We start from the raw sequence: 25,330 nt of genomic DNA, 5'->3' as shown, positions 1-25,330 counted from the left end.
TCCCTCACGCGGCGTTGCTGCATCAGGCTTGCGCCCATTGTGCAATATTCCCCACTGCTGCCTCCCGTAGGAGTCTGGGCCGTGTCTCAGTCCCAGTGTGGCCGGTCACCCTCTCAGGCCGGCTACCCGTCGTCGCCTTGGTGAGCCGTTACCTCACCAACAAGCTGATAGGCCGCGAGCTCATCCTGGACCGAAGTTCTTTCCAGACGTTGAAGATGCCTTCACGTCTCGTATCCGGTATTAGACGTCGTTTCCAACGCTTATCCCAGAGTCCAGGGCAGATTGCTCACGTGTTACTCACCCGTTCGCCACTGATCCGCAGGAGCAAGCTCCTGCTTCACCGTTCGACTTGCATGTGTTAAGCACGCCGCCAGCGTTCGTCCTGAGCCAGGATCAAACTCTCCGTAAAGGTTTGGCTGCGCGGACCGAAGCCCGGCAAATCCAATGCGTTCACGACGGGGAAAACCGTCGATCCTGCGAGTTGATCTGACTGAAAGGATCGTCTACTGACAATCCGTCAATCCAAAGGAATCTCGCTTCGACCGGAGTCGAAGCCGAGGTATTTGGCATTTGACATAGTGCACGCTGTTGAGTTCTCAAGGATCGGGCGCTCCTGAACCTCTCCCTCGCGGGATCGGTGTCAGGGCAACTGTCCTAACTTACCCCTGGCTCTGCGCTTGTCTTGCGACGCGCCGGAGGAACCTAAGTTCCGCACCGGGGAAGGTTTTCGACCCTACCACACAGATCGCGGCCGTGTCCGGCTGGAGTTCCGAGTGGGGATCCGTCCCGCTTGAGGCCGGCGAGCTCTTCCGCTCTGCCGCACCTTTGGGGTGACAAGAGAAGACATTACGTGGCGTTCCGGCGAACGCCAAATCCAGACTGTATCCCGGGCGTGTCGCGCCTATTCGCAGTACTCGGCACGCCATCCGGCGATGTCGGCGGCCGCCACGGCGGCGGTGATCTGGGACCGGTTCGTCGCGTCGTCGACGGTGCGCTGCACCTGGACGTTCTTCACGATCTGGTCACCCGCGGAGGCCACGGTGGAGACACCGGGCTGGATGCCTGCCGGCGAGACCTTCGCGAGAGCGTCCCATCGGTCGACCCACGCCTGCATCGCCGTCAGGGAGTCGGGGATCGACGCGGCGGGCTGCGGCCATCCGCCGTCGGCCGCGGCGAGCGTCTTGTCCTTCGCGAAGGTCTGACAGAAGGCGACACTCGCGGCGACGACCTGATCGTGGGCCTGCTGCTGCCGGAGCGCCTTGTAGCCGACGTACGCGCCCCCCGCGCAGACCAGCGACAGGATCACCCCGATCGCCATGCCCGCGCGCAGCAGGCCAATGACCCAGCCGCGTCGACGCCAGCTCCCCCACGCGGCGACCACCGTTCCCACGAGCCCGATCGGGGGCAGCACGATGGCCAGGACGAAGAAGATCTTCTCCGCCAGCGTCGGGCGCGCGACGTCATCGTCGTCGACCACGTCGTCGAGCGATCCGCCCGGCAGGAGCGGCGCCCCCGGTCGCGGCGGCGCCGCGGTCGGTGCACTCCGCGACGACACGGGCGCCGGTGCCGACGGCATGGCACGCGTCGGGGGTTCCGCCGGCGGTGCTGCGAACGGCGTCGTCGGCGCGGCGACCGTCGATGTCCCGGCGGTAGGGGCGGCCGGTGGCGCCTGCCACGGCGGGGCCTCCGTCGCCCGGGTCGGCGCCGGCTCGAGGACGGCCGAGGACGTCGCGGTGGAGGTCCCCGGCGGCGGCGACGTCACGGCCTCCGAGCGCTCCGGGTCCGGGGTGCGACGGGCGGCGATGGGGGCGCCGCCGAAGGCCGGTGCGGGTGTGGCCGGCGGCGACGTCGGGGTGGGAGGCGACGTCGGGGTCGGAGGCGCCGTCGTCGCGGACGCGGGCGCCGGGAAGCCCGTGGACGAGGCCGGAACGGGGGGCGGGACGGCGGTGCCGGAATCCCCCGGACCCGTCACCTCCGGCGAGGTGCGGAGCGGCGTCGGGGGCACGAGGGGCGGCGGCGAGAAGGGCGGGGCCGGGGTCGCGGTGCCGAAGGCCGGGGCCGGCGGAGTCGCCGATGCGGACGCGGGCGGAGCGGACGCTGATGGAACGGATGCGGGAGGCGCGCCGGAGGGCGTCCCCGCGACCGACGGCGGCGCGGCATGCGCTCCCCCGCGGACGGGCGGCGGCGTCACGGGCTCCGACGGCATCCCGAATGCGGCCGGTCGGCTCGGCTCGGGCGGCGCCGACGCCGGGGGCACGGACGGCTCCGTGTCGGGCGCGATGCGCGGCAGCGGGGCGGTGCCGCTGCCGAACAGGCGCGACAGCTCGTCCAGGTCGTCGCGTGCGTCGTCGTGTTCCATGGCCTCTCGGCGAGCCTAAGCCCTTCTCATCATCGTCCCGGGTGCGCGTCCCGGGCGCGTCGTCGGCCGCTCATGGCGCTCGCCGGGCGCGGACTCCGGCCAGCGTGCGCTTGCCGCGACGGAGGACCGCGACGTCCCCGGCCAGCAACTCGTCCCCGAGGGTCGCCGCGACGTCGTCGACCCGCGCGTTGTTGAGGTAGACGCCGCCTTGCTCGATGGCGCGTCGCGACTCCCCGAGGCTCGAGGTGAGCCCCGCGTCGACCAGCAGCTGGGCGATCGGCGTGTCGCTCGTCCCCTCGGCGGACGGGAGCTCCGCGATCGCCGCGTCGAGCGTCGCCGCATCCAGCGCCGCGAGGTCGCCCTGCCCGAAGAGCGCCTCCGACGCCGCGATCACGGCGGCGGTGGCCTCCTCGCCGTGCACGAGCGACGTCACCTCGGTGGCGAGCGTGCGCTGCGCCGCCCGACGGAACGGCTCGTCGCGCACGGCGGCCTCGAGCTCCTCGATCTCGGCGCGGGTCAGGAAGGTGAAGATCTTGAGCAGCCCGATCACGATGGCGTCGTCGGCGTTGAGCCAGAACTGGTACATCCGGTACGGGCTCATCATCTCGGGGTCGAGCCAGACGCCGTTGCCCTCGCTCTTGCCGAACTTGCGCCCCTCGGCATCGGTGATGAGGGGCGTGCCGATCGCGTGCGCGCTGACCCCCTCCGCCCGGTGGATGAGGTCGGTGCCGCTCGTGAGGTTGCCCCACTGGTCGCTGCCGCCGGTCTGGAGGATGCAGCCGTGCTGCCGGAACAGCTCGAGGAAGTCGAAGCCCTGCAGGATCTGGTAGCTGAACTCCGTGTAGCTGATGCCAGCGTCGGAGTTCAGCCGCGCCGCCACCGCGTCCTTCTTGAGCATCGTGCCCACGCGGAAGTGCTTGCCGATCTCGCGCAGGAAGTCGATCGCACTGAGCGGCGCCGTCCAGTCGAGGTTGTTGACGATGCGCGCCGCATTGTCGCCCTCGAAGGACAGGAAGCGCTCCACCTGGGCGCGCAGGCGCTCGACCCAGTCGGCCACCGTCTCGCGCGTGTTGAGCGTGCGCTCCGCGGTCGGGCGCGGGTCGCCGATGAGGCCCGTGGAGCCGCCGACCAGCCCCAGCGGCTTGTGACCGGCCAGCTGGATTCGGCGCATCGTGAGCAGCTGCACCAGGTTGCCGAGGTGCAGGCTCGGCGCCGTGGGGTCGAAGCCGCAATAGAAGGTGATGGGCGGTCCGGCGAGGAGCTTCTTCAGCTCGATCGGGTCGGTCGAGACGTGGACGAGCCCGCGCCAGACGAGCTCCTCCCAGACGTCGTCGAACGTCGGGTCGTTTGCCGGATGATGCACCCGGTCAGGCTATCGGCTCGCCCTAGGCTCGATCCGTGACCCGTCGGATCCTCACCTCGATCGCCGCGGCTCTGACCGTCGCAGGCGCCCTCGCCGCGGCCGTCGTCGGCATCGGAGCTCCCGCCGCACACGCCTCGACCTCCGACTTCTCCTTCGACTCCTTCCACGCCGACTACACGCTCGGCCGCGACGCAGCGGGCCACGCGACGCTGCGGGTCGTGGAGACGCTCGTCGCCGAGTTCCCCGAGACCGATCAGAACCACGGCATCGAGCGGGCGATCCCGCTCCGCGACGATCGCACGCGCAGCTCGTACGACATGCAGGTCCGCTCGGTCGCGGACGGTTCCGGCGGTGCGGTGCCCTATTCCTCCGAGACGCGGGACGGGTTCCTCGTGCTGCGGATCGGCGACGCCGACCGGTACGTGCACGGCCGGCAGACCTACGTGATCAGCTACACCGAGCGCGACGTCGTGCGGCACTATGCCGACACCGACGACGACGAGTTCTACTGGGACGTCAACGGCACCGGGTGGGATCAGCGCTTCGGCACCGTGTCGGCCAGCCTCCATCTCACCGACGCCGTCGCGCGGCGGGCGACCGGTCACACCTCGTGCTATCCGCCGACGGGCACCTGCGAGCTCAGCGCGACGAAGGACGGCTACGACGTCTCGATCAGCGACGTCGGCCCGTCCTCCACCCTCACGATTGCCGTCGGATTCCGCGCGCACTCGTTCACGCCCGGCGCCTCGCCGGACGCGATGTGGCAGGTGGCGGTGCTGCCCTGGGTGCTGCTCGTCGCGCTGGCTGCCCTGCTGATCGTCGTGCTCGTCGTGCGCGTGCGGGTCTGGCGCGGACCCCGGCCGGACATCATCGTGCCGGAGTACGAGGCGCCCGATCTCAGTCCGCTGCAGGCCGCCGCGCTGCTGCGGCGCTTCGTACGCGGTCTGCCCGCCCAGTTCGTGCAGCTGACCGTGACCGGGGCGACCCGGCTCGTCGAGGATCCGGAGGCGCCCGCCTCGTCGCGGTACCGGCTCGAGGTCGTGGACCGCAACCGCCTGCAGAACGCGGAGGACCGGCACGCGTTCGACGCGATCCTGCTGAACAGCGGACGCATGACCCTCGACACCCGCGACCGGCAGCTCGGCGACCGTCTGCGCGCGCTGCAGGCGCGCGAGCGCGGCTCCCTGCGCAGTCAGCGGTTCCTCGCCCGCGCCACGAGCCCCCTGACGCCGATCGCGATCGTCGCGGCGCTGGTGCTCTTCGCAGCCGGCGTCTACGCCTTCATCACGGGGACTGCGGCCGATGCGGCCACCGGTCCCCTGCTGCTGAAGCTGCTCGGCATGATCGTGCTGGCGGTCGCCGTCATCGTCCTGGCCGTCCCGCCGTGGGGTCTCACCGCGAAGGGCGCCGCCGCGCGCGATCGACTGCTCGGGCTGCGGATGTACCTCCAGCTTGCCGAGGCGGACCGCCTGCGGGTGCTGCAGAGCCCGCGCGGCGCGGAGCGCACGCGCATCGATCCCGACGACCCGGCGCAGGTCGTGAAGCTGTACGAGCGACTGCTCCCCTGGGCGATGGTGTGGGGCATCGAGGAGCAGTGGGCGCGGGTGCTCGGGGAGCACTACGCCACGACCCCGCCGACCGACGACGCCCCCTTCGCCACCACATCGTTCCTCGCCGGGATCGGCGCTTTCAGCGGATCGATGCAGACCTCGTCCTTCGCGCAGACGGTGACGACCTCGTCGGGATCGTCGTGGTCGGGATCCGGCTCGAGCGGGTTCTCGGGCGGCTCGTCGGGCGGGGGCTTCTCCGGTGGAGGCGGCGGTGGCGGCGGCGGCGGCGGGTGGTGAGCCCGGCGGGTGGCGAGCCCGCAGGTGGAACGACGCCTCATGTCAATCAACCCGCAGGGCTTGATCACGAGTATTCGCGCTTATAAGCTTGATTCCTAGAAATCAAGTTATGAGGCTTGACATGTTCGTCATCACGGCCGATCAGGTCGACAGCCGCCACCGCGCGGATCTCGCCGACGAGGCGCTCTCGCTCGTGAGCTCCGCCGCGGAGGGGCGCCTGGCGCTGCCGCCCGATCGCACGGCGGGCGACGAGGTGCAGGCCCTGACCGACGAGGCCGGGGCCGCCCTGGAGATCGTCCTGGCCCTGCTGCGCACCGGATCCTGGCGGGTGGGACTCGGCATCGGCCCGGTCGAGACGCCTCTGCCCGCGGACACCCGCGCCGCCCGCGGGCCCGCGTTCATCGCCGCGCGCGACGCCGTCGAATCGGCCAAGAGGCGGCCGACCCGGTTCAGCGCGGCGGGCGACGACGGCGCGGTCCAGGCGCTCCTCGACCTGCTGCTCGCCCTCCGCGACCGCCGCACGGCCGAGGGGTGGGAGCTCTTCGACCTCATGGAGGCCGGCCTCCGTCAGCAGGACGCCGCGGGCCGGCTCGGCATCACCCCCCAGGCGGCCAGCCGACGCGCGCTCGCCGCGGGCATCCGGCTCGACCAGGCGGCGCGGCCGGCTCTCACAGCGGTGCTGGCGGCCGCCGACGCCGCGGCGGATCCGGCGACCCGCGCGCCGGGCTCCCCCGGCGTCGGGGTCGACGGCGAGGATTGACCCATGGTCGTCGTCGAGGTCGTCGTGTGGGTGCTCGCGATCCTGGTCACCGCGGCGGCGGGCGTCGCGGCGGTGCTCGCGGATCGTCTCGGCCGCCCATGGCTGGCGCTGGCCGCGCCGGTCCCCGTCGCGATCGGCGCGCTCATGCTCGCGTTCGGGCTCGCGGTACCGGCGCCGGCTCACGCGCTGTGGGTTATCCTCGCGCTCGTGATCGCCGCCCTCGGCGTGGTCGCCGGGAGCCCGCTCAGCATGTTCGTGCTGCGCCGGACCGCGCCGCCCACCGGCGAGCGCCTGGGCGTCGCGGGCGGCATCGTCATCGACGACGAGACCACCGAGAAGCCGCGCGAGGTGCTGCGCGGCGGGGCGATCATCGGCTACCTCGAACGGCTCGCGATCGTCGTGACGATCGTGGTCGGGCACCCGGAGGCGATCGCCGTGATCATCGCCATCAAGGGCCTCGGTCGCTTCTCGGAGCTCGTGGCGCCGGAGGTGCGCGAGCGGTTCATCATCGGCACCCTGGTGAGCTTCATCTGGGCGGCGGCGTGCGGCGGGGTGGTGTGGCTGGCGGGCGGGACGCTGCCCTAGGCCGCGCGACCTTGTACGGCGAGACCGTCGGGTCGCCCGGGATCCAGAACCGCCACGGGTAGGCGTCGGTGCCGCCGTCGCCCGAGACGCCCGTCCGCGGTCCGGTCGCGATCTCGGGCGCGGGCGCCGCGGCCGGCTCGAGCGTGATCGGTCCGCGGCGCAGGTCGTCGCCGTCGTCCGCGAGCCCGATCCCGAGCGCCACCGTGAGACGCGCCGGACCGCGGGCCAGATCCGCGTCCGTGCGGGTGGTCCGGCGCCGCTCCCGGGCGGTCTCGACGCCGTCGACGACCTCGCCGGCCCGGATGAGCACCGCGGTCGCCGTGCCCTCCGGCGAGCAGACGACGTTGCAGCAGACGTGCATGCCGTAGGTGAAGTACACGTAGAGGAAGCCGGGCGGGCCGTACATCACCGCGTTGCGGCGGGTGCGCCCGCGGAACGCGTGCGAACCCGGGTCCTGCTCGCCGAGGTAGGCCTCGACCTCCGTGATCCGCACGCTCGCGCCCCGCCCGTGCAGCGTCGCGCCGAGGAGCAGCGGGGCGACCTCGACGGCGGGCCGCTCGAGGAGGGCGAGCGGGTCGGTCACGGCGTCAGAACAGGTGACCGAGCGCGATCGCCCAGACCGCCCCGCCGACGACGATCACGACGGCGACGGCCACGATGAGCGGCATGAGCCACGGGAACCGGGCACGCTGCCGGTCGGCGCTGTCGAGCCGGCGCTGCTTGGCCGCCCGCCCCCGCGCGCGCGGGTCGGATGCGGCGGCGGGGCGCTGCTGTCGGGGCATGGTCAGACCTCCGATGTCGGCGGGACGCGCGTCTGAACGGCCGGAGCGAGCTCCCGCACGGCGGCCGTCAGCTCGGCGAGCTGCTCGGCGACGCGGGCGGGCGCGGTGCCGCCGCGCCGGTCGCGCGCCGCGATCGAGCCCGCGACGGTGAGCACGGTGCGCACCTCGCCGGTCAGGCGGGGATCGATCGCCGCGTAGTCCGCGTCGCTCGGCTCGTCGAGGGCGAGGCCGCGCTCCTCGCAGAACCGCACCAGGGATCCGGAGATCTCGTGCGCCTCGCGGAACGGAACGCCGCGCCGCACGAGCCAGTCGGCCACGTCGGTTGCGAGCGAGAACCCCTCCGGGGCGAGGGCCGCCATCCGCTCCTCGTCGAAGCGCATCGTGGCGACCATCCCGGCGAAGGCGGGCAGCAGGACCTCGAGGGTGCGCACCTGGTCGAAGACCGGCTCCTTGTCCTCCTGCAGGTCGCGGTTGTAGGCGAGCGGGAGGCCCTTGAGCGTCGCCAGCAGACCGGTGAGGTCGCCGATCAGGCGCCCCGCCTTGCCGCGGGCGAGCTCCGCGATGTCGGGGTTCTTCTTCTGCGGCATGATGCTCGACCCGGTCGAGTAGCCGTCGTCGAGGCGCACGAAGCCGAACTCGCGCGTGTTCCAGACGATGACGTCCTCGGCGAAGCGCGACAGGTCGATGCCGATCTGCGCGGCGACGTAGGCGAACTCGGCGACCACGTCGCGGGCCGCCGTGGCGTCGATCGAGTTCGGGAGCGGCTCCCCCAGCCCCAGCTCCCGGGCGACGAGCGCGGGGTCGAGGCCGAGCGCGTTGCCGGCGAGCGCGCCCGCCCCGTAGGGCGAGGCGTCGGCGCGCACCCGCCAGTCGCGCAGGCGCTGCAGGTCGCGCACGAGCGGCCACGCGTGGGCCAGCAGATGGTGCGCGAGGAGCACCGGCTGCGCGGACTGGAGGTGGGTCCGGCCCGGCATGACCGCGTCCGGGTGGTCGGCGGCCTGACTCGCGATCGCGTCGATCAGCTGCTCGACGTGGTGCGCGATCGTGGCGGCGTGATCGAGGAGGTACAGCCGGATGAGCGTCGCGATCTGGTCGTTGCGGCTGCGGCCGGCGCGCAACCGGCCGCCGAGCTCGGCTCCCAGCTCCGCGACGAGGGCGTTCTCCAGGGCGCCGTGCACGTCCTCGTCGTCCTCGGTCGGCACCAGCTCGCCGGACTCGAGCCGCCGCGCGACGGCGTCGAGCCCCGCGTGCATGGCGGCGGCGTCCTCCGGCGTCAGCAGGCCCACGGCCTCCAGGGCCCGCGCATGCGCGTGCGACCCGCGGAGGTCGTACAGCCACAGCTCCCAGTCGAACTGGGTCGAGCGGCTGAGCGCGGCCAGCTCGGGCGAGGGGCCGCCCGCGAACCGTGCGCCCCAGAGCGCCATCAGCGGCCCGAGTCGCGGCGGGCGGAGATCTTCGACGGCAGCGACCAGAGCTCGATGAAGCCCTTGGCGAGCGACTGGTCGAAGGTGTCGCCGGTGTCGTAGGTGGCGAGCGAGAAGTCGTAGAGGCTCTCCACGCTGCGCCGCCCGGTGACCGTCGCCCGACCGCCCTGCAACGAGAGGCGGATGTCGCCCGACACGTGCTGCTGGGTGTGGTCGATGAAGGCGTCGAGGCTGCGCTTCAGCCCCGAGAACCACAGCCCGTCGTAGACCAGGTCGGCCCACTCCACCTCGACGCCGCGCTTGTAACGGCCGAGGTCGCGCTCCAGGGTGAGGTTCTCGAGCTCCTCGTGCGCCGCGATGAGCGCGAGCGCCGCGGGCGCCTCGTAGACCTCGCGGCTCTTGATGCCGACGAGCCGGTCCTCGACGATGTCGATCCGGCCGACCCCGTGCCGGCCGGCGAGCGCGTTGAGCTTCTGGACGGCCTCGAGCGGCGACACCACCTGCCCGTCGAGCGCGACCGGCACGCCCTCCGCGAAGGTGATCGTCACCTCGTCCGCCGGGAGGCCCGCCGCCGGGTCCTCGGTGTACTCGTAGAGGTCCTCGATGGGGGCGTTCCACGGCTCCTCGAGGAACCCGGTCTCGACCGCGCGCCCCCAGACGTTCTTGTCGATCGAGTACGGGTTCTTCTTCGACTGCTTGATCGGGAGGCCGTGCTCCTCCGCGTAGACGATCGCCTTGTCGCGGGTGAGCGCCAGGTCGCGGATCGGCGCGATGCTCGTCAGCTCGGGCGCGAGCGCCGCGACGGCCGCCTCGAAGCGCACCTGGTCGTTGCCCTTGCCGGTGCAGCCGTGGGCGACGGAATCGGCGCCCAGCTCCTTGGCCACGCGCGCGAGGTGCTTCGCGATGAGCGGGCGGCTCAGCGCCGAGACCAGGGGGTAGCGCTTCTGGTACAGCGCGTTGGCCTTGAGCGCCGGCATGAGGAAGTCGTTCGCGAACTCGTCCTTCGCGTCGACGACGATCGACTCCACCGCGCCGCAGTCGAGGGCGCGCTGGCGGATGTCGTCCATCGACTCGCCGCCCTGACCGACGTCGACGGCGAGCGCCACGACCTCCTTGCCGGTGGCGTCGTGCAGCCAGCCGATGCCGACGGAGGTGTCGAGGCCGCCCGAGTAGGCGAGGACGACGCGTTCTGCCATGTGCTGTGTCTCCTTGGGGTGTCGCTTCAGTGTGTCAGTGGTTGGCGAGGAGCCAGACGAGGAGGGCCTTCTGGGCGTGCAGGCGGTTCTCCGCCTCGTCCCAGATGACCGACTGCGGGCCGTCGATGACCTCCGCCGCGACCTCGTATCCGCGGTCGGCGGGGAGGCAGTGGAGGAAGATCGCGTCGGACGCGGCCTGGGCCATCAGCTCCGAGGTCACCTGGTAGGCGCCGAAGGTCTCGACGCGATGCGCCTTCTCCTCCTCCTTGCCCATCGACACCCAGGTGTCGGTGACGACGACGTCGGCGCCCGCGACGGCCTCGGCCGGATCGGTGAGCACGGTGATCGACCCGCCGGTCTCGGCGGCGCGGCGCTCGGCGTCGGCGACGACGGAGGCGACCGGCGCGAACTCCGCGGGCGAGGCGATGCGCACGTGCATGCCCGCGGTGGCCCCCGCGAGGAGGTAGCTGTGGCCCATGTTGCTCGCGCCGTCGCCGAGGAAGGTGACGGTGAGTCCCGCCAGCGCGCCCTTGTGCTCGCGGATCGTGAGCAGGTCCGAGAGCAGCTGGCACGGGTGGAACTCGTCGCTGAGGGCGTTGACGACCGGCACCGTGGTGCCCGCCGCCATCTCCTCCAGCCCGGACTGCGCGTAGGTGCGCCAGACGATCGCCGACACCATCCGCTCGAGCACGCGCGCGGTGTCGGACGGCGTCTCCTTGCCGCCCAGCTGGCTGTTCGCGGTGGAGATGATGAGCGGGTTGCCGCCGAGGTCGGCGATCCCGACCGCGAAGCTCACCCGGGTGCGGGTCGACGACTTGTCGAAGATGACGGCGACGGTCTGCGGGCCGGAGAAGGGCTTGCGGCCCCAGCGGTCGGCCTTGATCTCCATCGCGAGGTCGAGGATCTCGTTCTGCTCCTCGGCGGTGATGTCGTCGTCGCGCAGGAAGTGGCGGGTCATGCGGTCGCTCCCGTCGGGCTGGTGGTCGTGGTGGCGTGCACCGCGGTAAGGGCCGCGGCGAACTTCTCGGCGAACTCCGCGACCTCGGCGTCGCCGATGATGAGCGGCGGGGCGAGGCGGATGCGCGAGTCGGCGGCGGCGTTGACGATGAGGCCGCGCTCCTGCGCCGCGGCTACGATGGCCGACGCGACGGGGGCGGTCAGGACGATTCCGAGGAGGAGCCCCCGCCCGCTCACGCCGGCGACGAGAGGCGAGCCCATGCCGGTGATCGCGTCGCGCAGCTGGGCCCCGCGGAGCGCGGCGTTGGCCACGAGGCCCGCGTCCTCGATCTCGGCGAGGACCGCGCCGGAGACCGCCGTCGCGAGCGGGTTGCCGCCGTAGGTGGAGCCGTGCTGGCCCGGCTGCAGCAGCCGGGCGGCGTCGCCGAAGCCGACGAGCGCGCCGATGGGGAACCCCCCGCCGAGACCCTTCGCGAGCGCGACGGCGTCCGGCGTCACGCCCTCCGCCTGGTAGACGAACCAGTCGCCCGTGCGGCCGATGCCGGTCTGGATCTCGTCGACGATCAGCAGGGCGCCGACGCGGCGGGTCAGATCGCGGGCGGCGGCGAGGTAGCCGGCGGGCAGATCGACGACGCCCGCCTCGCCCTGGATCGGCTCGACGACGAGCGCGGCGACGTCCTCGGCCAGCGCCGCCTCGAGGGCCTCGATCGTCGGTGCGATCTGCTCCGTGCCGGGCAGCAGCGGCCGGAACGGATCCTGCAGGGCCGGCTTGCCGGTCAGCGAGAGCGACCCCATGGTGCGCCCGTGGAACGAGCTCGTGAGCGAGAGGATGCGCGGCCGCCCGGTGCGCCGGGCGAGCTTCACCGCCGCCTCGATCGCCTCGGTCCCCGAGTTGGTGAAGTACACCGCGTCGCCGCCGGTGAGGCGCGTCAGCCGTTCGGCGAGCGCGAGCTCCGGCTCCGACGCGAAGTAGTTCGAGATGTGCGCGACCCGGCCGGCCTGGCGCGCCACGGCGTCCACGAAGACCGGGTGCGCGTGGCCGAGGGCGTTCACCGCGATCCCGCCGAGGAAGTCGAGGTACTCGGTGCCGTCGACGTCCCACACGCGGGCGCCCGAGCCGTGCGAGAGCACCGCGAGAGGCGACGGCACGGTCGGCATCATGGCGCCGCGGAACCGCTCGGTGAAGGCCTCGAGGCTCATGCGGTCACCTCCGTGCCGATGCCCGCGTCGGTGAAGATCTCCAGCAGGATCGAGTGCGGCCGCCGGCCGTCGATGATCGCGGCCTTCGGCACCCCGCCGAGCACCGCGTCGAGGCACGCGGTCATCTTCGGGATCATGCCGCTCTCGAGGCTCGGCAGCAGCCGGGTGAGCTCGGCGGCGCCGATCCGGCTGACCAGGGAGTCGCGGTCGGGCCAGTCGCGGTAGAGGCCCGCGACGTCGGTGAGGACGACGAGCTTCGCGGCGCCGAGGGCGATCGCGAGCGACGCCGCGGCCGAGTCGGCGTTGACGTTGAGCGACTGGCCGGGCTGGTCGAGGTCGGGGGCGATCGAGGAGACCACGGGGATCCGGCCCGCGTCGAGCTGCGCGAGCACGGCGGCGGGGTCCACCTCGACGACGTCGCCGACGAGCCCGATGTCGACCGGCTCGCCGTCGACCACCGCCTCCCGGCGACGCCCGCGGAAGAGGCCCGCGTCCTCCCCCGAGATCGCGGCCGCGAGGGGGCCGTGCTCGTTGATGAGGCTGACGAGCTCACGGCTGACCTGGCCGGTGAGGACCATGCGGACGACGTCCATGGCCTCCGGCGTCGTCACCCGGTAGCCGCCGCGGAACTCGCTCGGGATGCCGAGCCGGTCGAGCATCGCCGTGATCTGCGGGCCGCCGCCGTGGACGACGACCGGCCGGAGCCCGACGTGGCGCAGGTAGACCATGTCCTGCGCGAAGGCGCGCTGCAGCCCCTCGTCGACCATCGCATTGCCGCCGAACTTGACGACGACGATCCTGCCGGCGAACTCCTGCAGCCACGGGAGGGACTCGATGAGGACGGAGGCCTTGTCGACCGCGTCGAGGTCGTCCAGCTCGATGTCGCTCATGACGCGTACGCCGAGTTCTCGTGCACGTAGTCGTGCGTGAGGTCGTTCGTCCAGATCATGGCGCTCGCGTCGCCCGCCTTGAGGTCGATCACGAGGCTCACCGCCCGGGGTGTCAGGTCGACTTCGTCGCGCGGGCGGTCGGGGGCGCCGTTCGAGCACACCCGGACGCCGTTCATGGTGACGTCGACCGCGTACGGGTCGAACGGCGCCGACGTGGTACCGATCGCCGCGAGCACCCGGCCCCAGTTGGGGTCGTTGCCGAACACCGCCGCCTTGAAGAGGTTGTTGCGCGCGACCGAGCGGCCCACCTCGACCGCGTCGTCCTCGGTCTCCGCGTGCTCGACGAGGATGGCGATGTCGTGGCTCGCGCCCTCGGCGTCGGCCTGCAGCTGCACCGCGAGATCCGTGCAGACCTCGGTGAGCGCCTCGGTGAAGAGCTCGGGGTCGGGCCGGATCCCGCTCGCGCCGCTCGCGAGCAGCGACACCTGGTCGTTCGTCGACATGCAGCCGTCGGAGTCGAGGCGGTCGAAGCTCACGCGCGTCGCGGCGCGGAGGGCGGCGTCGAGCTCGCCGGACTCCAGCTCCGCGTCCGTCGTGATGACGACGAGCATCGTGGCGAGCCCGGGCGCGAGCATGCCGGCCCCCTTCGCGATGCCGCCGATCGTCCAGCCGTCCCTCGACCGGGCCGACGTCTTCGGCACCGTGTCGGTCGTCATGATCGCGCGCGCCGCGTCGAGACCGCCGTCGACGGACAGCGCCGCGGCCGCTGTCGCGACGCCCGCGACGAGCCTCTCCCGCGGCAGCTGCTCGCCGATGAGCCCCGTGGAGCAGACGAGCACGTCGCCGGCGCTCACGTCGAGCGCCATGGCCACGGCCTCGGCGGTCGCGTGCGTCGTCTGGAACCCCTCGGCTCCGGTGAAGCAGTTGGCACCGCCCGAGTTGAGGACCACGGCGGCGACCTGGCCGTCGGCGGCCACCTGCTTCGACCAGAGGATCGGGTTCGCCTGCGCGCGATTGCCCGTGAACACGACCGCGGCGTCCTGCCGCGGGCCGCGGTTGACGACCAGGGCGAGGTCGAGGTCGCCGGAGGCCTTGATGCCGGCGGCGACACCGGCCGCCTCGAAGCCGGCGGGGCTGGTCACGCTCACGGGGCGACTCCGTTCACGGGGAGGGCCAGGGTCTCCTCGAAGCCGAGGGCGATGTTGAGCGACTGGATCGCGGCTCCCGCCGTCCCCTTCACGAGGTTGTCGATCGCGCAGAGCGCGACGATCCGGTTCGCGGCCTCGTCGACGGCGACGCCGATCAGGGCCGTGTTGGCGCCGGTGGTGTCGCCCGAGCGCGGGAAGACTCCCTCAGGGAGCAGCTGCACGAACGGCTCGTCGCCGTACGCGTCCCCGTAGGCGGCGCGGACGTCGGCCGCGGAGGCGCCCGGCGCGAGCGGCGCGGTCGCCGTGGCGAGGATCCCCCGCGACATCGGCACGAGCACCGGGGTGAACGACAGCGTCGGGTCGACGGCGCCGGCGGCGGTGAGGTTCTGCTGGATCTCGGGGATGTGCCGGTGCACGCCGCCGACTTGGTAGGCGGAGGCGGAGCCGGCGATCTCGCTGGCGAGAAGACTCGTCTTCAGGCTCTTGCCGGCCCCGGAGGTGCCGACGGCGAGGACCGTCACGAGGTCCTGCGCGAGCCCGACGCCCGCGGCGAGGGCGGGAGCCAGGGCGAGCGTGACCGCGCTGGCGTTGCAGCCGGGGGCCGCGATCCGCGTCGAGCCGGCGAGGTTCTGGCGCTGCTTGCCCGCGCCGCCGTCGACGAGGAGCTCGGGGAGCCCGTACTCCCAGGCGCCGAAGAAGTCTCCGCCGTAGAAGCGCTCCCAGGCCGCCTCGTCGGCCAGGCGGTGGTCGGCGCCGCAGTCGACGACGATCACGTCGTCGGGGAGCTCCGCGGTGACGGCGCCGGACTGGCCGTGCGGGAGCGCGATGAGCACGATGTCGGCGCCCGCGAGGTTCTCGGGGGTGGTCTCGGCGAGCCGGAGGTGCGCGAGCGAGCGCAGGTGCGGCTGGACGTCGCCGAGCAGCTGCCCGGCGTTGCTGTGCGCGGTGACGGTGGTCACCTCGAGTTCGGGATGCGCGGCGAGCAGCCGGAGCAGCTCGCCTCCCGCGTATCCGCTCGCGCCGGCGACGGCGACGGAGAGGGGCATGGATCAACCTTATTGTTCGACGGACGGTGGCCGAGGCGGCGACGTCGGGCGAACGGCTGACGGATCAGCGGCGCGACGTCGCCGGGATTCGGCGCGCGCGACGGACGCGACGGAGCGAGGCGCTCACGAGGTCGGTCCGGGGCTGAAGCACGGGTCGAGCGTAGCCCACTCCGCGATCACTCGCGGACGGTCGCCCCGAACCGGTTCCCGGCGAGCGCCGCGCCGGCGAGCTTCGCCTCGCTCGCCTCCGCCGCGGTCAGCGTCCGGTCGCGTGCCCGGAAGCGCAGTGCGAAGGTCAGCGACTTCGACCCCTCCGGCAGTCCGGCACCGCGATAGTCGTCGACGAGCGCGGCGTGCTCGAGGAGCTCGCCCGCGCCCGCGACGACGGCCTCGAGGACCTCGCCGGCGGGCACCGTGACGGGGACGACGAGCGACAGGTCCTGGGTCGCGGCGGGCATCGTCGCGATCGGGTCGGCCTGCACCTCGATCGCGCCGAGCTCGTCGAGCGCGTCGAGGTCGAGCTCGACGAGAGCCACCACGCGCGGCAGGTCGAGTTCGGCCGCGATCGCCGGGAGCAGCTCGCCGGCGACGCCGACCACCCGGTCGCCCGCGCGCAGCTCCGCGGTCCGGCCCGGGTGCAGCGCGGGGTGGGAGCCCTGCACCGGCACGAGACGGACGGCGGCCGCGAGCCCGATCTGGCGGGCCGCGTCGAGCGCATCGACGAGTCCCGAGGGCACCGCGGCGGATCCCGGCTGCTTCGGCAGCGCCTCGCCCAGGAAGAGCGCCGCAGCCCGCCAGCCCTGCGGAGGGATGCCGGCATTCAGCCGCTCGAGCGTCGCGTCGTCGGGGCGCTGCGCCCCGAGCGGGATGTCGTCGGTCCCGGGCTGCGCATCGGCCTCCGGCCGGAACACCGTGCCGATCTCGTAGACCGCGAGGTCGGTAAGGCCGCGTCCGAGGTTGCGGCGCGCGACGTCGAGGAGCCCGGGGAGCAGTGAGCGCCGCAGCCGGTCCGCCTGCGGATCGAGGGCGTTGACCAGCCGCATGCTCGGGGCGCCGGGTTCGAACCGCTCGACGGCCGCCGCGGAGAGGAACGGATAGGCGACGACCTCCGTCGCGCCCGCGGCCGCGAGGGTCGCCCCGACGCGTCGCCGCAGCGCCTGCGAGCGAGTCAGCCCGCGCCCGCCGGCGGGTGCGGTCGGCAGCACGGACGGGATGCGGTCGTAGCCCGAGATGCGCGCGACCTCCTCGACCAGCTCCGCGTCGCCGGTCAGGTCGGGGCGCCAGGTGGGCGGGGTGACGAGCCAGCCGCCGCCGTCCCCCTCGGCGACCGTGCAGCCGATGAGCTCGAGCGTCGCGCGGACCTCGGCGGGTGCGTAGTCGACGCCGATCAGGCGGGCGGGGCGATCCGGCGCGAGGGCGATCACCCGTGTCGCGGGCGCCTCGTCGAGCACCGAGCCGAGCGGGTCGGCGGTGCCGCCGGCCAGCTCCACGAGCAGGTCGACGACGCGCTGCGCCGCGGGCGCGGCGACCGCCGGGTCGACCCCGCGCTCGAAGCGCCGCGACGCCTCGCTCGGCAGCTTGTGCCGGCGGGCGGTGCGGGCGATCGACACGGGGTCGAAGTTCGCCGCCTCGACGAGCACGTCGGTCGTGGTGTCGGAGAGCTCGGTCGTCGCGCCGCCCATCACGCCGGCGAGCTCGATCGGCCCGGACTCGTCGGTGATGAGCAGATCCTCGGCGTCGAGCGTGCGGACGACTCCGTCGAGGGTCTCGAGCGTCTCGCCCGCCACCGCGCGGCGGACGGTGATGCCGCCCTGCAGCGTCGCGAGGTCGTAGCCGTGGATCGGCTGCCCGAGCTCGAGCATCACGTAGTTGGTGATGTCGACCGGGAGGGAGAGCGAGCGGATGCCGGCGAGCCGGAGCCGCGACGCCATCCACGGCGGGGTGGGCCGTGTCGGGTCGATGCCGCGGACCGCGCGCGTGACGAACACCGACGCGCCGACGCGGCCGCGGATCGGCGCGGCATCGTCGACGACGACCGGGAAGGTCTCGACGGGCTCGGCCGGCGTCGCGGCGAGCGCCGGATCGGTGAACCGCGCGCCGGTCGAGTGGGAGTACTCGCGCGCGACGCCGCGGATCGAGAGGGCGTAGCCGCGGTCCGGGGTGACGTTGATCTCGACCGCCGCGTCGTCGAGGCCGAGCAGGTGGATCGCATCGGTGCCGACCTCGGGGTCGAGCCCGAGCTCCGCGAGGCGCAGGATGCCCTCGTGCTCGTCGCTCAGGCCGAGCTCGCGGGCGCTCGCGATCATCCCGTCCGATACGTGACCGTAGGTCTTCCGCGCGGCGATCGGGAAGGGCCCCGGCAGCACGGCGCCGGGCAGCGTCACCACGACCTTGTCGCCGGGCCCGAAGTTGTGCGCGCCGCAGACGATGCCGCGTGGCTCGGGCTCACCGACGTCGACCTGGCACCAGTTGATGATCTTGCCGTTGGACTGCGGCTCCGGCTCGGCCGAGAGCACCCGGCCGACGACGATCGGGCCGGTGAGCTCGGAGACGTGGACGTCCTCCTCCTCGAACCCGACCTTCACGAGCGCGGCGTGCACGCTCTCGAGCGACACGTCCTCGGGGAGGTCGACCCACTCCCCCAGCCAGCTGAGCGGAACGCGCATCAGACCACCATCCCGAACTGCTGCGAGAAGCGGACGTCGCCCTCGACCATGTCGTGCATGTCGTTCAGCTCGTTGCGGAACTGCAGCGTGCGCTCGATGCCCATGCCGAACGCGAAGCCCTGGTACTCGTCGGGATCGATGCCCGCCGAGCGGAGCACGTTCGGGTTGACCATGCCGCAGCCGCCCCACTCGATCCAGCGCGGGCCGCCCTTCGCGCGCGGGTGCCACACGTCCATCTCGGCGCTCGGCTCGGTGAACGGGAAGTAGTTCGGGCGCAGGCGGATCTGCGCCTCCGACCCGAAGAGCGTGCGGGCCATGTGCTCCAGGGTGCCGCGCAGGTGCGCCATCGTGAGGCCGCGGTCGATCGCGAGCCCCTCGATCTGATTGAAGACCGGGGTGTGGGTCGCATCGAGCTCGTCGGTGCGGTACACCCGCCCGACGGCGGCGACGTAGACCGGGAGCTCGCGCGAGAGGAGCGACCGGATCTGCACCGGGCTCGTGTGGGTGCGCAGCACGAGGTGGCGCTCCACCGGGTCGACGAAGAAGGTGTCCTGCAGGGCGCGCGCCGGGTGGTCCTCGTCGAAGTTCAGCGCGTCGAAGTTGAACCACTCGTGCTCGAGCTCGGGGCCCTCGCCGATCTCCCAGCCCATGCCGATGAACAGGTCGCTCATCCGCTCCATGAGCATCGTGAGCGGATGACGGGCGCCGGCCCGCCAGCGCGACGGCACCTCGGTGACGTCCACCGCCTCGGCCTCGAGGCGCGCGGCCTCCTCGGCGGCGAGCACGCGCTCCTCCTGCGCCGCGAACGCCTGGGTCACCCGAGCGCGGGCGGTGCCGACGAGCTTGCCGGCGGCGGCCTTCTGGTCGCCGGGCAGGTCGCGGATCGCGGCGTTGAAGCGCGCGAGCGGCGATCCCTCGGCGGCGTGCGCGGCACGCGCGGCCTTCAGGCTGGCGGCGTCGCCCGCCGCGGAGATCGCCGCGAGCGCGGCCTCCACGGCGGCCTCGACCGCGGGTTCGGTGATGGCCTCGGACACGAGGATCAAGCCTACCGAGGCGCGCGCTGGGCGAAGGCGCTCTCGTACAGGCAGACCGACGCGGCCGTGGCGAGGTTCAGAGACTCGGCGTGACCGTAGATCGGGAGGCGGACCACGCGGTCCGCGAGCTCGAGGGCCTCGTCGGTCAGGCCGTGGGCCTCGTTGCCGAAGAGCCACGCCGTCGGCTGGGGCAGCAGGTCGCGCACCCGCGGGAGCTCGTCGCCCTTGACGTCGGCGGCGAGCACCTGGAGCCCCGCCTCGCGCACCGCGGCGATCGCCGCGCCGAGCGGACCGTTCTGGGCGATCGGCAGGTGGAAGATCGACCCGGTCGTCGACCGGACGACCTTCGGGTTGAAGACGTCGACGTGCCTGCCGGTGAGGACGACCCCGTCGGCGCCGGTCGCGTCGGCCGCACGGATGATGGTGCCCGCGTTGCCGGGATCGCGGATCTCGTCGAGGATCGCGAGGAGCCGCGGGGCGCGGTCGAGCAGCGAGTCGACCGACTGGTCGTGGTGGGCGAAGACGGCGACGACGCCCTGCGGCGTGACGGTGTCGGCCATCGCCTCGAGGACGGCGTCGGTCACGAGCTCGGGCTCGATCCCGGCGGACGCGGCGCCGAAGTCGCCGGACCGGTCGAGGGCGTGCCGCGTGATGAAGAGGTCGATCGCGAGGTCGGGGCGGTAGGCGAACGCCTCCGCGACGGCCTGCGGACCCTCCACGAGGAAGTAGCCCGTCTCCTCCCGCGCGCTCCGTTTGGCCAGCTTCGCCACGGCGCGCACCCGCGGCGAGCGCGGGTTGTCGATCACGCGACCAGCCTAGAGAAACGAACGAGCGGATCGAGTAGCGCGGAGCGCGTATCGAGATCTCCGTCTGCGTCGGAGGGTCTCGATACGGTCGCTCCGCGACCTACTCGACCCGCTCGGGGGTGCTGCTTACGCGGCGGCCTTCGGGGCGTTCACGTCCGACGGCAGCGCGGCCTTGGCGGCCTCCACCAGACCGGCGAACGTCGCCGGCTCGTTGACCGCGAGCTCCGCGAGGATGCGGCGGTCGACCTCGATGCCGGCGAGCCCGAGGCCCTGGATCAGGCGGTTGTAGGTGATGCCGTTCGCGCGAGCGGCGGCGTTGATGCGCTGGATCCACAGGCGACGGAACTCGCCCTTCTTCGCGCGACGGTCGCGGAACGCGTACGTCAGCGAGTGGGTGACCTGCTCCTTCGCCTTGCGGTAGAGGCGCGACCGCTGCCCGCGGTAGCCCTCGGCGCGCTCGAGCGTGGTGCGGCGCTTCTTGGCGGCGTTGACCGCCCTCTTCACACGTGCCATGAGTCCTGTTCCTTACTTGCCCAGGAGGCGCTTGATGATCTTCGCCTCGGTGGCGGGGAGCTCCACGTCGCCGTTGAGGCGACGGGTGACCCGCGACGACTTGTGCTCGAAGTTGTGGCGCATGCCCGAGCCCTGCTTCATGACCTTGCCGGAGCCGGTGACCCGGAACCGCTTCTTCGCACCGGAGTGCGTCTTCTGCTTAGGCATCTGCCTCTGTCTCTTCCTCGTTCGCCGCCGGAGCGGGGGTGTTACGGGCACGCGCCGCGTCACGCTTCGCGTTCTGCTCGGCCTTCGCCTCCGCCTTGTTCTTCAGCGGACCGATGACCATGACCATGTTGCGACCGTCCTGCACGGGTCGCGATTCGATCGATCCGAACTCGGCCACGTCGTTCGCGAACCGCTCCAGGAGCCGGTAGCCCTGCTCCGGCCGGGACTGCTCACGACCGCGGAACAGGATCATCGCCTTGACCTTGTCGCCGTCCTGCAGGAAGCCCTCGGCGCGCTTAAGCTTCGTCTCGTAGTCGTGCTTGTCGATCTTCAGACGGAACCGGACCTCCTTGAGGATCGTGTTCGTCTGGTTGCGTCGAGCTTCCTTGAGCTTCTGGGCCTGCTCGTACTTGAACTTGCCGTAATCCATGATCTTCACCACGGGCGGCGTCGAGTTCGGGGAGACCTCGACCAGGTCCATGTCGGCCTCCTGGGCGAGCTTCAGGGCCGTCGCGGTGGGGACCACGCCGACCTGCTCGCCTTCGGGACCGACCAGGCGCACCTCGGGCACGCGGATCCGGTCGTTCGTCCTGGGATCGCTGATGCGAATTCCTTTCGTCGTTCTCGTTCACGCGAAAGGAGAGGGATTCCGCGGCACGCATGGCGCCGCGCACATCACCCCCTACTGATCTTCTCGATCTGTCGACCGACGGCCATCGCTGTCCGTGCGGCGGAGGGTGTTTCGACCCGGCTAGCCTGGTGAGGCGGCAGACGGGTGGGATCTCTCCACTTTCGTTCGGCACTCGTGCCGAATCCCCGGGCGTGCCGGGAACCGCACAAGGATAGCAGAGGGATGGCCGTGGCCGAAGAGTCCGAGATCGATCTGTCCGTGGACCCGGAGATCCGGGACATCGGCGACGTGCCGGCGGTCGAGGTGATCAACACCGTCGCGGTGCACCTCATGAGCGCCGCCGCGGTCAAGCTCGGGCTCGCCGACGATCCCGACGCGGCCGCGCAGATCGACCTCGACGAGGCGCGCAAGCTCATCGACGCCCTCGCCGGCCTCGTCACGGGCGCGGCCGTCAACATCGGCGACCAGCACGCCCGACCGCTGCGCGACGGCCTCCGCTCGCTGCAGCTGGCCTTCCGGGAGACCTCGTCGATCCCCGACCCGATCGGGCAGGGCCCCGGCGAGAAGTGGACCGGCCCGGTCAGCTGAGCCCGTAGCGCAGGAGGACCGCGCCCGTGGCGAACCGGCGCTCCTCGAGCAGCCGGATCGATCCCGACACCCCCTCCGGGATGGCGCGCAGGCCCCCGCCGACGAGGTGCGGCACGACGACGAGACGGAGCTCGTCGACGATGCCGGCGCGCATCGCGAGCCCCGCGAGCGTCGCGCCGCCCACCACGGCGTCGCGCTCGAGCGCGTCGACCTCGCGGCGCACGCGCGCCGGGTCGAAGTCGCGCTCGATCCGGGTTCGCGGCGTCGGCGCGTCCTCCAGGGTCCGCGAGTAGACGACGTGGTCGATCCCGCGCCAGATCTCCCCGTACTCGACGGCGACCGGGTCGCCCTCCGTCCAGTCCTGCCAGACCCGCATCGTCTCGTAGAGCCGACGGCCGTAGAGGTGCGTGCCGAACTCGCGCTCGCGGTCGTTGAACCACTGATGGATCTCGGGATCCGGCTCCGACCAGGAGAAGTCGCCGTCGGCATCCGCGACGAAGCCGTCGAGCGAGCAGGTGAACTCGGCGAGGAGTCGTGCCATCTAGGAAGGATGCACCCGCACGCCGATGGAGTCGACCCTCTCGGCGATCACAGGATCGGCGGCCCACCGGGCCTGCAGCTCGCGCATGATGACGCCGAGCCCGTCGGGATCGAGGCCGGGGCGGACACCGAGCCCGACCATGAGCTCCGGCCCGTGGAGGCGCGCGTCGGGGTCCCCCGGTCCGAGCCCGACCGCCACGATCTCGGGATGCGGCTCGACCGAGGCCTGGAACGCGGACAGGACCGCGGCATCCTCGAACGAGGGCGTCCAGCGCTCACCCGTCGCGAGCGCGCGGAGCGCCGTCCGGCGGACCGCGAACTCGGTCTCCGATCCCGGGTCGACGACGACCAGCGGAGTACCCTCCGCCGCGGCGGCCAGGGCGACCCGCGGCGCCTCGATCGGGATCGGGCGGGCCCCGCCGTCCCACGCCTGCATCGCCGCGACCGAGGTGAAGGCCGGGAGCACGGGCCGGCCGTCGGGGCCCTCGACCGTCACCATCGACAGCTCCTGCGTCTTGTCGACGATCTGCCCGTGGACGCCGACGCCCTCGTCGCCGCGGACCGCGACGAGCGGCACGAGGAAGCGCGAGTCGTGCAGCGCCTCGACGACCTCCGGCCCGCCGACCTCGCGGGCGCGGAAGCGGCGAATCGCCTCGAGCACCCGCGGGGACGCGCTGCCGTCGTCGCCGGCTCCCGGGTTCTCGTGGAAGCGGCGGCCCTCGAACGGGACGCCCGCCGAATCAGCGGCCGGCGACATCCAGCGCCTCGGTGAGCGTGAACGCGCCCGCGTAGAGCGCCTTGCCGACGATCGCGCCCTCGACCCCGTCGGCGACGAGCCCGCGGAGCGCCGCCAGGTCGTCGAGGCTCGAGACGCCGCCGGAGGCGACCACGGGTCGCGACGTCCGGGCCGTCACCTGCCGCAGCAGGTCGAGGTTGGGGCCCTGGAGGGTGCCGTCCTTGGTGACGTCGGTCACGACGTAGCGGGCGCAGCCGGCGTCCTCGAGGCGGGCCAGCACCTCCCAGAGGTCGCCGCCCTCCTGGGTCCAGCCGCGCGCGGCGAGCGTCGTGCCGCGCACGTCGAGGCCGACCGCGATCCGCTCGCCGTGGTCGGCGATCGCGCGGGCAGCCCATTCGGGCTGCTCGAGCGCGGCGGTGCCGAGGTTGATCCGGGCGCAGCCGGTGCCGAGCGCCGCGTCCAGCGAGGCGTCGTCGCGGATGCCGCCCGACAGCTCGACCTGGACCCCCGCCGGCACGCTCGCGATCACCTCGCGGATGATGGCGCGGTTGTCGCCGCGACCGAAGGCGGCGTCGAGGTCGACGAGGTGGATCCACTCGGCGCCCTGATCGGTCCACGCGGCGGCGGCTTCGCGGGGATCGCCGTAGCCGGTCTCGCTCCCGGCCTCGCCCTGGGTGAGTCGCACGGCCTGCCCGTCCGCGACGTCGACGGCGGGCAGCAGGATCAGCTTGTCGGCGGTCACGTCTCCAGCGTAGGGGCGACGGCGATGACGAAGTCGATCGGTCGCCGGGTGCGGAAGCCGAGACGCTCGTACAGCGCGATCGCGCCCGTGTTGTTCCCCGCGACGTGCAGGAAAGGGACCTCGCCGCGCTCGACGATGCCCGCCGCGACCGCGCGCATGACCCGGGTCGCCAGGCCGCGGCCGCGGTGGGCGGGGTCGGTGCAGACCGCGCTGATCTCGGTCCAGCCCTCCGGGTGCATCCGCTCCCCCGCCATCGCCGCGAGGATGCCGTCGACGAGGATGCCGCGATAGCCGCCGAGCTCATGGGTGCGAGGCGCCCACGGCCCGGGGCGGGTGCGCTCGACGAGGTCGGCCATGGCGTCGGCGTGGGTCGCGTCGAGATCGACGACCTCGGGGTCGGTCCGCGGCTCGAACGCCTCCCCCGTCAGCTGGAACCCCGAGATCGCCGGGACGCTCTGCCAGGCGGCCGGCGGGGCCGCGGGGGCGCCGGCGTAGACGACCAGGCCCCCGGGGCCGGCGAGAGCCTCGAGGTCCTGCCAGGGGCCCGTCCCGAACACCGAGAACTCCGGCCGGTAGCGCAGCGCGCCGCCGTGGCGCTCGGCGAAGCGGGCGTCGGCGCCCTCGAGCGCGGAGCGGGCGGGATCGTCGAGCGGGTGCCCACTCACAGGGTGCCGATCCAGTTGCGCAGCAGCTGGATCCCGGCCTCCCCCGACTTCTCCGGGTGGAACTGGGTGGCCGACAGCGGTCCGTTCTCGACCGCCGCCACGAAGCGCTCGCCGTGCTGGGCCCAGCTCACCCGCGGCTGCTGCAAACGGCCGTAGGGGTCGAGCTCCCAGCCCCGGGCGGCGTAGGAGTGGACGAAGTAGAAGCGCTCGTCGTGCAGCCCCTCGAAGAGGACCGAGTCGCCCGGTGCCTCGACGGTGTTCCAGCCCATGTGCGGCAGCACCGGCGCCTCGAGCTCCTCCACGACGCCCGGCCACTCGCCGAGCCCCTCGGTGTCGGCGCCGCGTTCGAGGCCGCGCTCGAAGAGCACCTGCATGCCGACGCAGATGCCGAGCACCGGGCGCCCGCCGGCGAGGCGCCGGCCGACGATCTCGTCGCCGTGCGCACGGCGGAGCCCCTCGACGACCGCGGCGAAGGCGCCGACGCCCGGGACGAGCAGGCCGTCGGCCGCCATGGCCCGGTCACGGTCGGCGGTCAGCTCGACGTCGGCGCCCGCGGTCTCGAGGGCTTTCGCCGCCGAGTGCACGTTGCCGAAGCCGTAGTCGAAGACGACGACGGAGGGCCGCTGGCCGGTCATCGGGTGGCCG

The 25,330-nt window shown here is 72.7% G+C and carries 27 protein-coding genes and 1 rRNA gene; 5 read left to right on the top strand and 23 right to left on the bottom strand.

Annotated elements, in window-relative coordinates; translation table 11 throughout:
• Window positions 1–409: ribosomal RNA gene (locus ACTHM3_RS03030) — 16S ribosomal RNA — on the bottom strand; the annotation flags it as partial.
• 492 nt (window positions 410–901) lie between these two features.
• A complete protein-coding gene (locus tag ACTHM3_RS03025) occupies window positions 902–1,576 on the bottom strand; it encodes a hypothetical protein (protein ID WP_440404607.1) in 675 nt (224 codons plus the stop codon).
• On the opposite strand from ACTHM3_RS03025, the gene ACTHM3_RS03020 reads away from it, so the two are divergent.
• Window positions 1,575–2,378: a hypothetical protein gene (locus ACTHM3_RS03020; protein WP_440404606.1), complete on the top strand. Its 804-nt coding sequence runs from the start codon at window positions 1,575–1,577 to the stop codon at window positions 2,376–2,378. The two genes, ACTHM3_RS03025 and ACTHM3_RS03020, sit on opposite strands and share 2 nt — an antisense overlap.
• Before the next feature lie 51 nt (window positions 2,379–2,429).
• Here the strand turns inward: ACTHM3_RS03020 and tyrS are convergent, their stop codons facing one another.
• Entirely contained in the window at window positions 2,430–3,722 is a 1,293-nt protein-coding gene (gene tyrS, locus ACTHM3_RS03015; RefSeq protein ID WP_440404605.1) for a tyrosine--tRNA ligase, read from the bottom strand.
• Window positions 3,723–3,757: 35 nt separating this feature from the next.
• Between tyrS and ACTHM3_RS03010 the strand changes: the two genes are divergently transcribed.
• The 3 genes from ACTHM3_RS03010 (at window position 3,758) to ACTHM3_RS03000 (ending at window position 6,914) form a co-directional block, all read left to right on the top strand.
• Window positions 3,758–5,569, top strand: coding sequence for a DUF2207 domain-containing protein (locus ACTHM3_RS03010; RefSeq protein WP_440404604.1), 1,812 nt, complete (start codon window positions 3,758–3,760; stop codon window positions 5,567–5,569).
• 109 nt (window positions 5,570–5,678) lie between these two features.
• Window positions 5,679–6,329, top strand: a complete 651-nt coding sequence (locus ACTHM3_RS03005) for a DNA-binding protein (protein ID WP_440404603.1) — start codon at window positions 5,679–5,681, stop codon at window positions 6,327–6,329.
• 3 nt (window positions 6,330–6,332) lie between these two features.
• Window positions 6,333–6,914 (top strand): hypothetical protein, encoded by a 582-nt coding sequence (locus ACTHM3_RS03000; protein ID WP_440404602.1) that lies wholly within the window; start codon window positions 6,333–6,335, stop codon window positions 6,912–6,914.
• Here ACTHM3_RS03000 and ACTHM3_RS02995 read toward each other — a convergent pair.
• From ACTHM3_RS02995 to infC, 15 genes are all read right to left on the bottom strand, one after another.
• Window positions 6,856–7,497, bottom strand: coding sequence for a DNA-3-methyladenine glycosylase (locus tag ACTHM3_RS02995; protein ID WP_440404601.1), 642 nt, complete (start codon window positions 7,495–7,497; stop codon window positions 6,856–6,858). The two genes, ACTHM3_RS03000 and ACTHM3_RS02995, sit on opposite strands and share 59 nt — an antisense overlap.
• Before the next feature lie 4 nt (window positions 7,498–7,501).
• Window positions 7,502–7,696 carry a hypothetical protein gene (locus tag ACTHM3_RS02990; RefSeq protein WP_440404600.1) on the bottom strand — a complete coding sequence of 65 codons (195 nt, stop codon included), beginning with the start codon at window positions 7,694–7,696 and terminating at the stop codon, window positions 7,502–7,504.
• A 2-nt stretch (window positions 7,697–7,698) separates the two neighbouring features.
• Window positions 7,699–9,120 carry an argininosuccinate lyase gene (gene argH, locus ACTHM3_RS02985; protein ID WP_440404599.1) on the bottom strand — a complete coding sequence of 474 codons (1,422 nt, stop codon included), beginning with the start codon at window positions 9,118–9,120 and terminating at the stop codon, window positions 7,699–7,701.
• A complete protein-coding gene (locus tag ACTHM3_RS02980; protein WP_440404598.1) occupies window positions 9,120–10,316 on the bottom strand; it encodes an argininosuccinate synthase in 1,197 nt (398 codons plus the stop codon). The genes argH and ACTHM3_RS02980 overlap by 1 nt, the downstream gene beginning before the upstream one ends.
• Window positions 10,317–10,350: 34 nt before the next feature.
• Complete coding sequence (gene argF / locus ACTHM3_RS02975) at window positions 10,351–11,274, bottom strand: ornithine carbamoyltransferase (RefSeq protein ID WP_440404597.1); 924 nt, start codon at window positions 11,272–11,274, stop codon at window positions 10,351–10,353.
• Window positions 11,271–12,434, bottom strand: a complete 1,164-nt coding sequence (locus tag ACTHM3_RS02970) for an acetylornithine transaminase (protein ID WP_440404614.1) — start codon at window positions 12,432–12,434, stop codon at window positions 11,271–11,273. The genes argF and ACTHM3_RS02970 overlap by 4 nt, the downstream gene beginning before the upstream one ends.
• A gap of 35 nt (window positions 12,435–12,469) precedes the next feature.
• Window positions 12,470–13,363 carry an acetylglutamate kinase gene (argB, locus tag ACTHM3_RS02965; RefSeq protein WP_440404596.1) on the bottom strand — a complete coding sequence of 298 codons (894 nt, stop codon included), beginning with the start codon at window positions 13,361–13,363 and terminating at the stop codon, window positions 12,470–12,472.
• Window positions 13,360–14,511 (bottom strand): bifunctional glutamate N-acetyltransferase/amino-acid acetyltransferase ArgJ, encoded by a 1,152-nt coding sequence (gene argJ / locus ACTHM3_RS02960; protein ID WP_440404595.1) that lies wholly within the window; start codon window positions 14,509–14,511, stop codon window positions 13,360–13,362. The genes argB and argJ overlap by 4 nt, the downstream gene beginning before the upstream one ends.
• Window positions 14,508–15,557: an N-acetyl-gamma-glutamyl-phosphate reductase gene (gene argC / locus ACTHM3_RS02955; RefSeq protein WP_440404594.1), complete on the bottom strand. Its 1,050-nt coding sequence runs from the start codon at window positions 15,555–15,557 to the stop codon at window positions 14,508–14,510. Before argC ends, argJ begins: the two co-directional genes overlap by 4 nt.
• A gap of 176 nt (window positions 15,558–15,733) precedes the next feature.
• Window positions 15,734–18,223 (bottom strand): phenylalanine--tRNA ligase subunit beta, encoded by a 2,490-nt coding sequence (pheT, locus tag ACTHM3_RS02950; protein WP_440404593.1) that lies wholly within the window; start codon window positions 18,221–18,223, stop codon window positions 15,734–15,736.
• A complete protein-coding gene (pheS, locus tag ACTHM3_RS02945; protein ID WP_440404592.1) occupies window positions 18,223–19,257 on the bottom strand; it encodes a phenylalanine--tRNA ligase subunit alpha in 1,035 nt (344 codons plus the stop codon). The genes pheT and pheS overlap by 1 nt, the downstream gene beginning before the upstream one ends.
• A gap of 11 nt (window positions 19,258–19,268) precedes the next feature.
• Window positions 19,269–20,063: a TrmH family RNA methyltransferase gene (locus ACTHM3_RS02940; RefSeq protein ID WP_440404591.1), complete on the bottom strand. Its 795-nt coding sequence runs from the start codon at window positions 20,061–20,063 to the stop codon at window positions 19,269–19,271.
• Window positions 20,064–20,189: 126 nt separating this feature from the next.
• Window positions 20,190–20,576, bottom strand: a complete 387-nt coding sequence (gene rplT, locus ACTHM3_RS02935; protein WP_440404590.1) for a 50S ribosomal protein L20 — start codon at window positions 20,574–20,576, stop codon at window positions 20,190–20,192.
• A gap of 12 nt (window positions 20,577–20,588) precedes the next feature.
• Window positions 20,589–20,783, bottom strand: a complete 195-nt coding sequence (rpmI, locus tag ACTHM3_RS02930) for a 50S ribosomal protein L35 (RefSeq protein WP_440404589.1) — start codon at window positions 20,781–20,783, stop codon at window positions 20,589–20,591.
• Entirely contained in the window at window positions 20,776–21,354 is a 579-nt protein-coding gene (gene infC / locus ACTHM3_RS02925) for a translation initiation factor IF-3 (protein ID WP_440404588.1), read from the bottom strand. The genes rpmI and infC overlap by 8 nt, the downstream gene beginning before the upstream one ends.
• Before the next feature lie 282 nt (window positions 21,355–21,636).
• On the opposite strand from infC, the gene ACTHM3_RS02920 reads away from it, so the two are divergent.
• Window positions 21,637–22,002: a DUF1844 domain-containing protein gene (locus ACTHM3_RS02920; protein ID WP_440404587.1), complete on the top strand. Its 366-nt coding sequence runs from the start codon at window positions 21,637–21,639 to the stop codon at window positions 22,000–22,002.
• Here ACTHM3_RS02920 and ACTHM3_RS02915 read toward each other — a convergent pair.
• From ACTHM3_RS02915 to hisH, 5 genes are read right to left on the bottom strand one after another with little or no spacing between them, the layout of a single operon-like run.
• Window positions 21,995–22,543 (bottom strand): dihydrofolate reductase family protein, encoded by a 549-nt coding sequence (locus ACTHM3_RS02915; RefSeq protein ID WP_440404586.1) that lies wholly within the window; start codon window positions 22,541–22,543, stop codon window positions 21,995–21,997. The two genes, ACTHM3_RS02920 and ACTHM3_RS02915, sit on opposite strands and share 8 nt — an antisense overlap.
• Window positions 22,544–23,299, bottom strand: a complete 756-nt coding sequence (locus ACTHM3_RS02910) for an SseB family protein (RefSeq protein WP_440404585.1) — start codon at window positions 23,297–23,299, stop codon at window positions 22,544–22,546. It abuts the gene before it with no gap.
• Entirely contained in the window at window positions 23,283–24,020 is a 738-nt protein-coding gene (gene priA / locus ACTHM3_RS02905) for a bifunctional 1-(5-phosphoribosyl)-5-((5-phosphoribosylamino)methylideneamino)imidazole-4-carboxamide isomerase/phosphoribosylanthranilate isomerase PriA (protein ID WP_440404584.1), read from the bottom strand. The genes ACTHM3_RS02910 and priA overlap by 17 nt, the downstream gene beginning before the upstream one ends.
• Window positions 24,017–24,685, bottom strand: a complete 669-nt coding sequence (locus ACTHM3_RS02900; protein WP_440404583.1) for a GNAT family N-acetyltransferase — start codon at window positions 24,683–24,685, stop codon at window positions 24,017–24,019. Before ACTHM3_RS02900 ends, priA begins: the two co-directional genes overlap by 4 nt.
• Window positions 24,682–25,320 (bottom strand): imidazole glycerol phosphate synthase subunit HisH, encoded by a 639-nt coding sequence (gene hisH, locus ACTHM3_RS02895; RefSeq protein ID WP_440404582.1) that lies wholly within the window; start codon window positions 25,318–25,320, stop codon window positions 24,682–24,684. The genes ACTHM3_RS02900 and hisH overlap by 4 nt, the downstream gene beginning before the upstream one ends.
• Between the last annotated feature and the right edge of the window lie 10 nt (window positions 25,321–25,330).

The organism is Pseudolysinimonas sp. (genome assembly GCF_051954455.1).
GTDB lineage: Bacteria > Actinomycetota > Actinomycetes > Actinomycetales > Microbacteriaceae > Pseudolysinimonas.
This window is presented reverse-complemented; position numbering and strand designations above follow the sequence as displayed.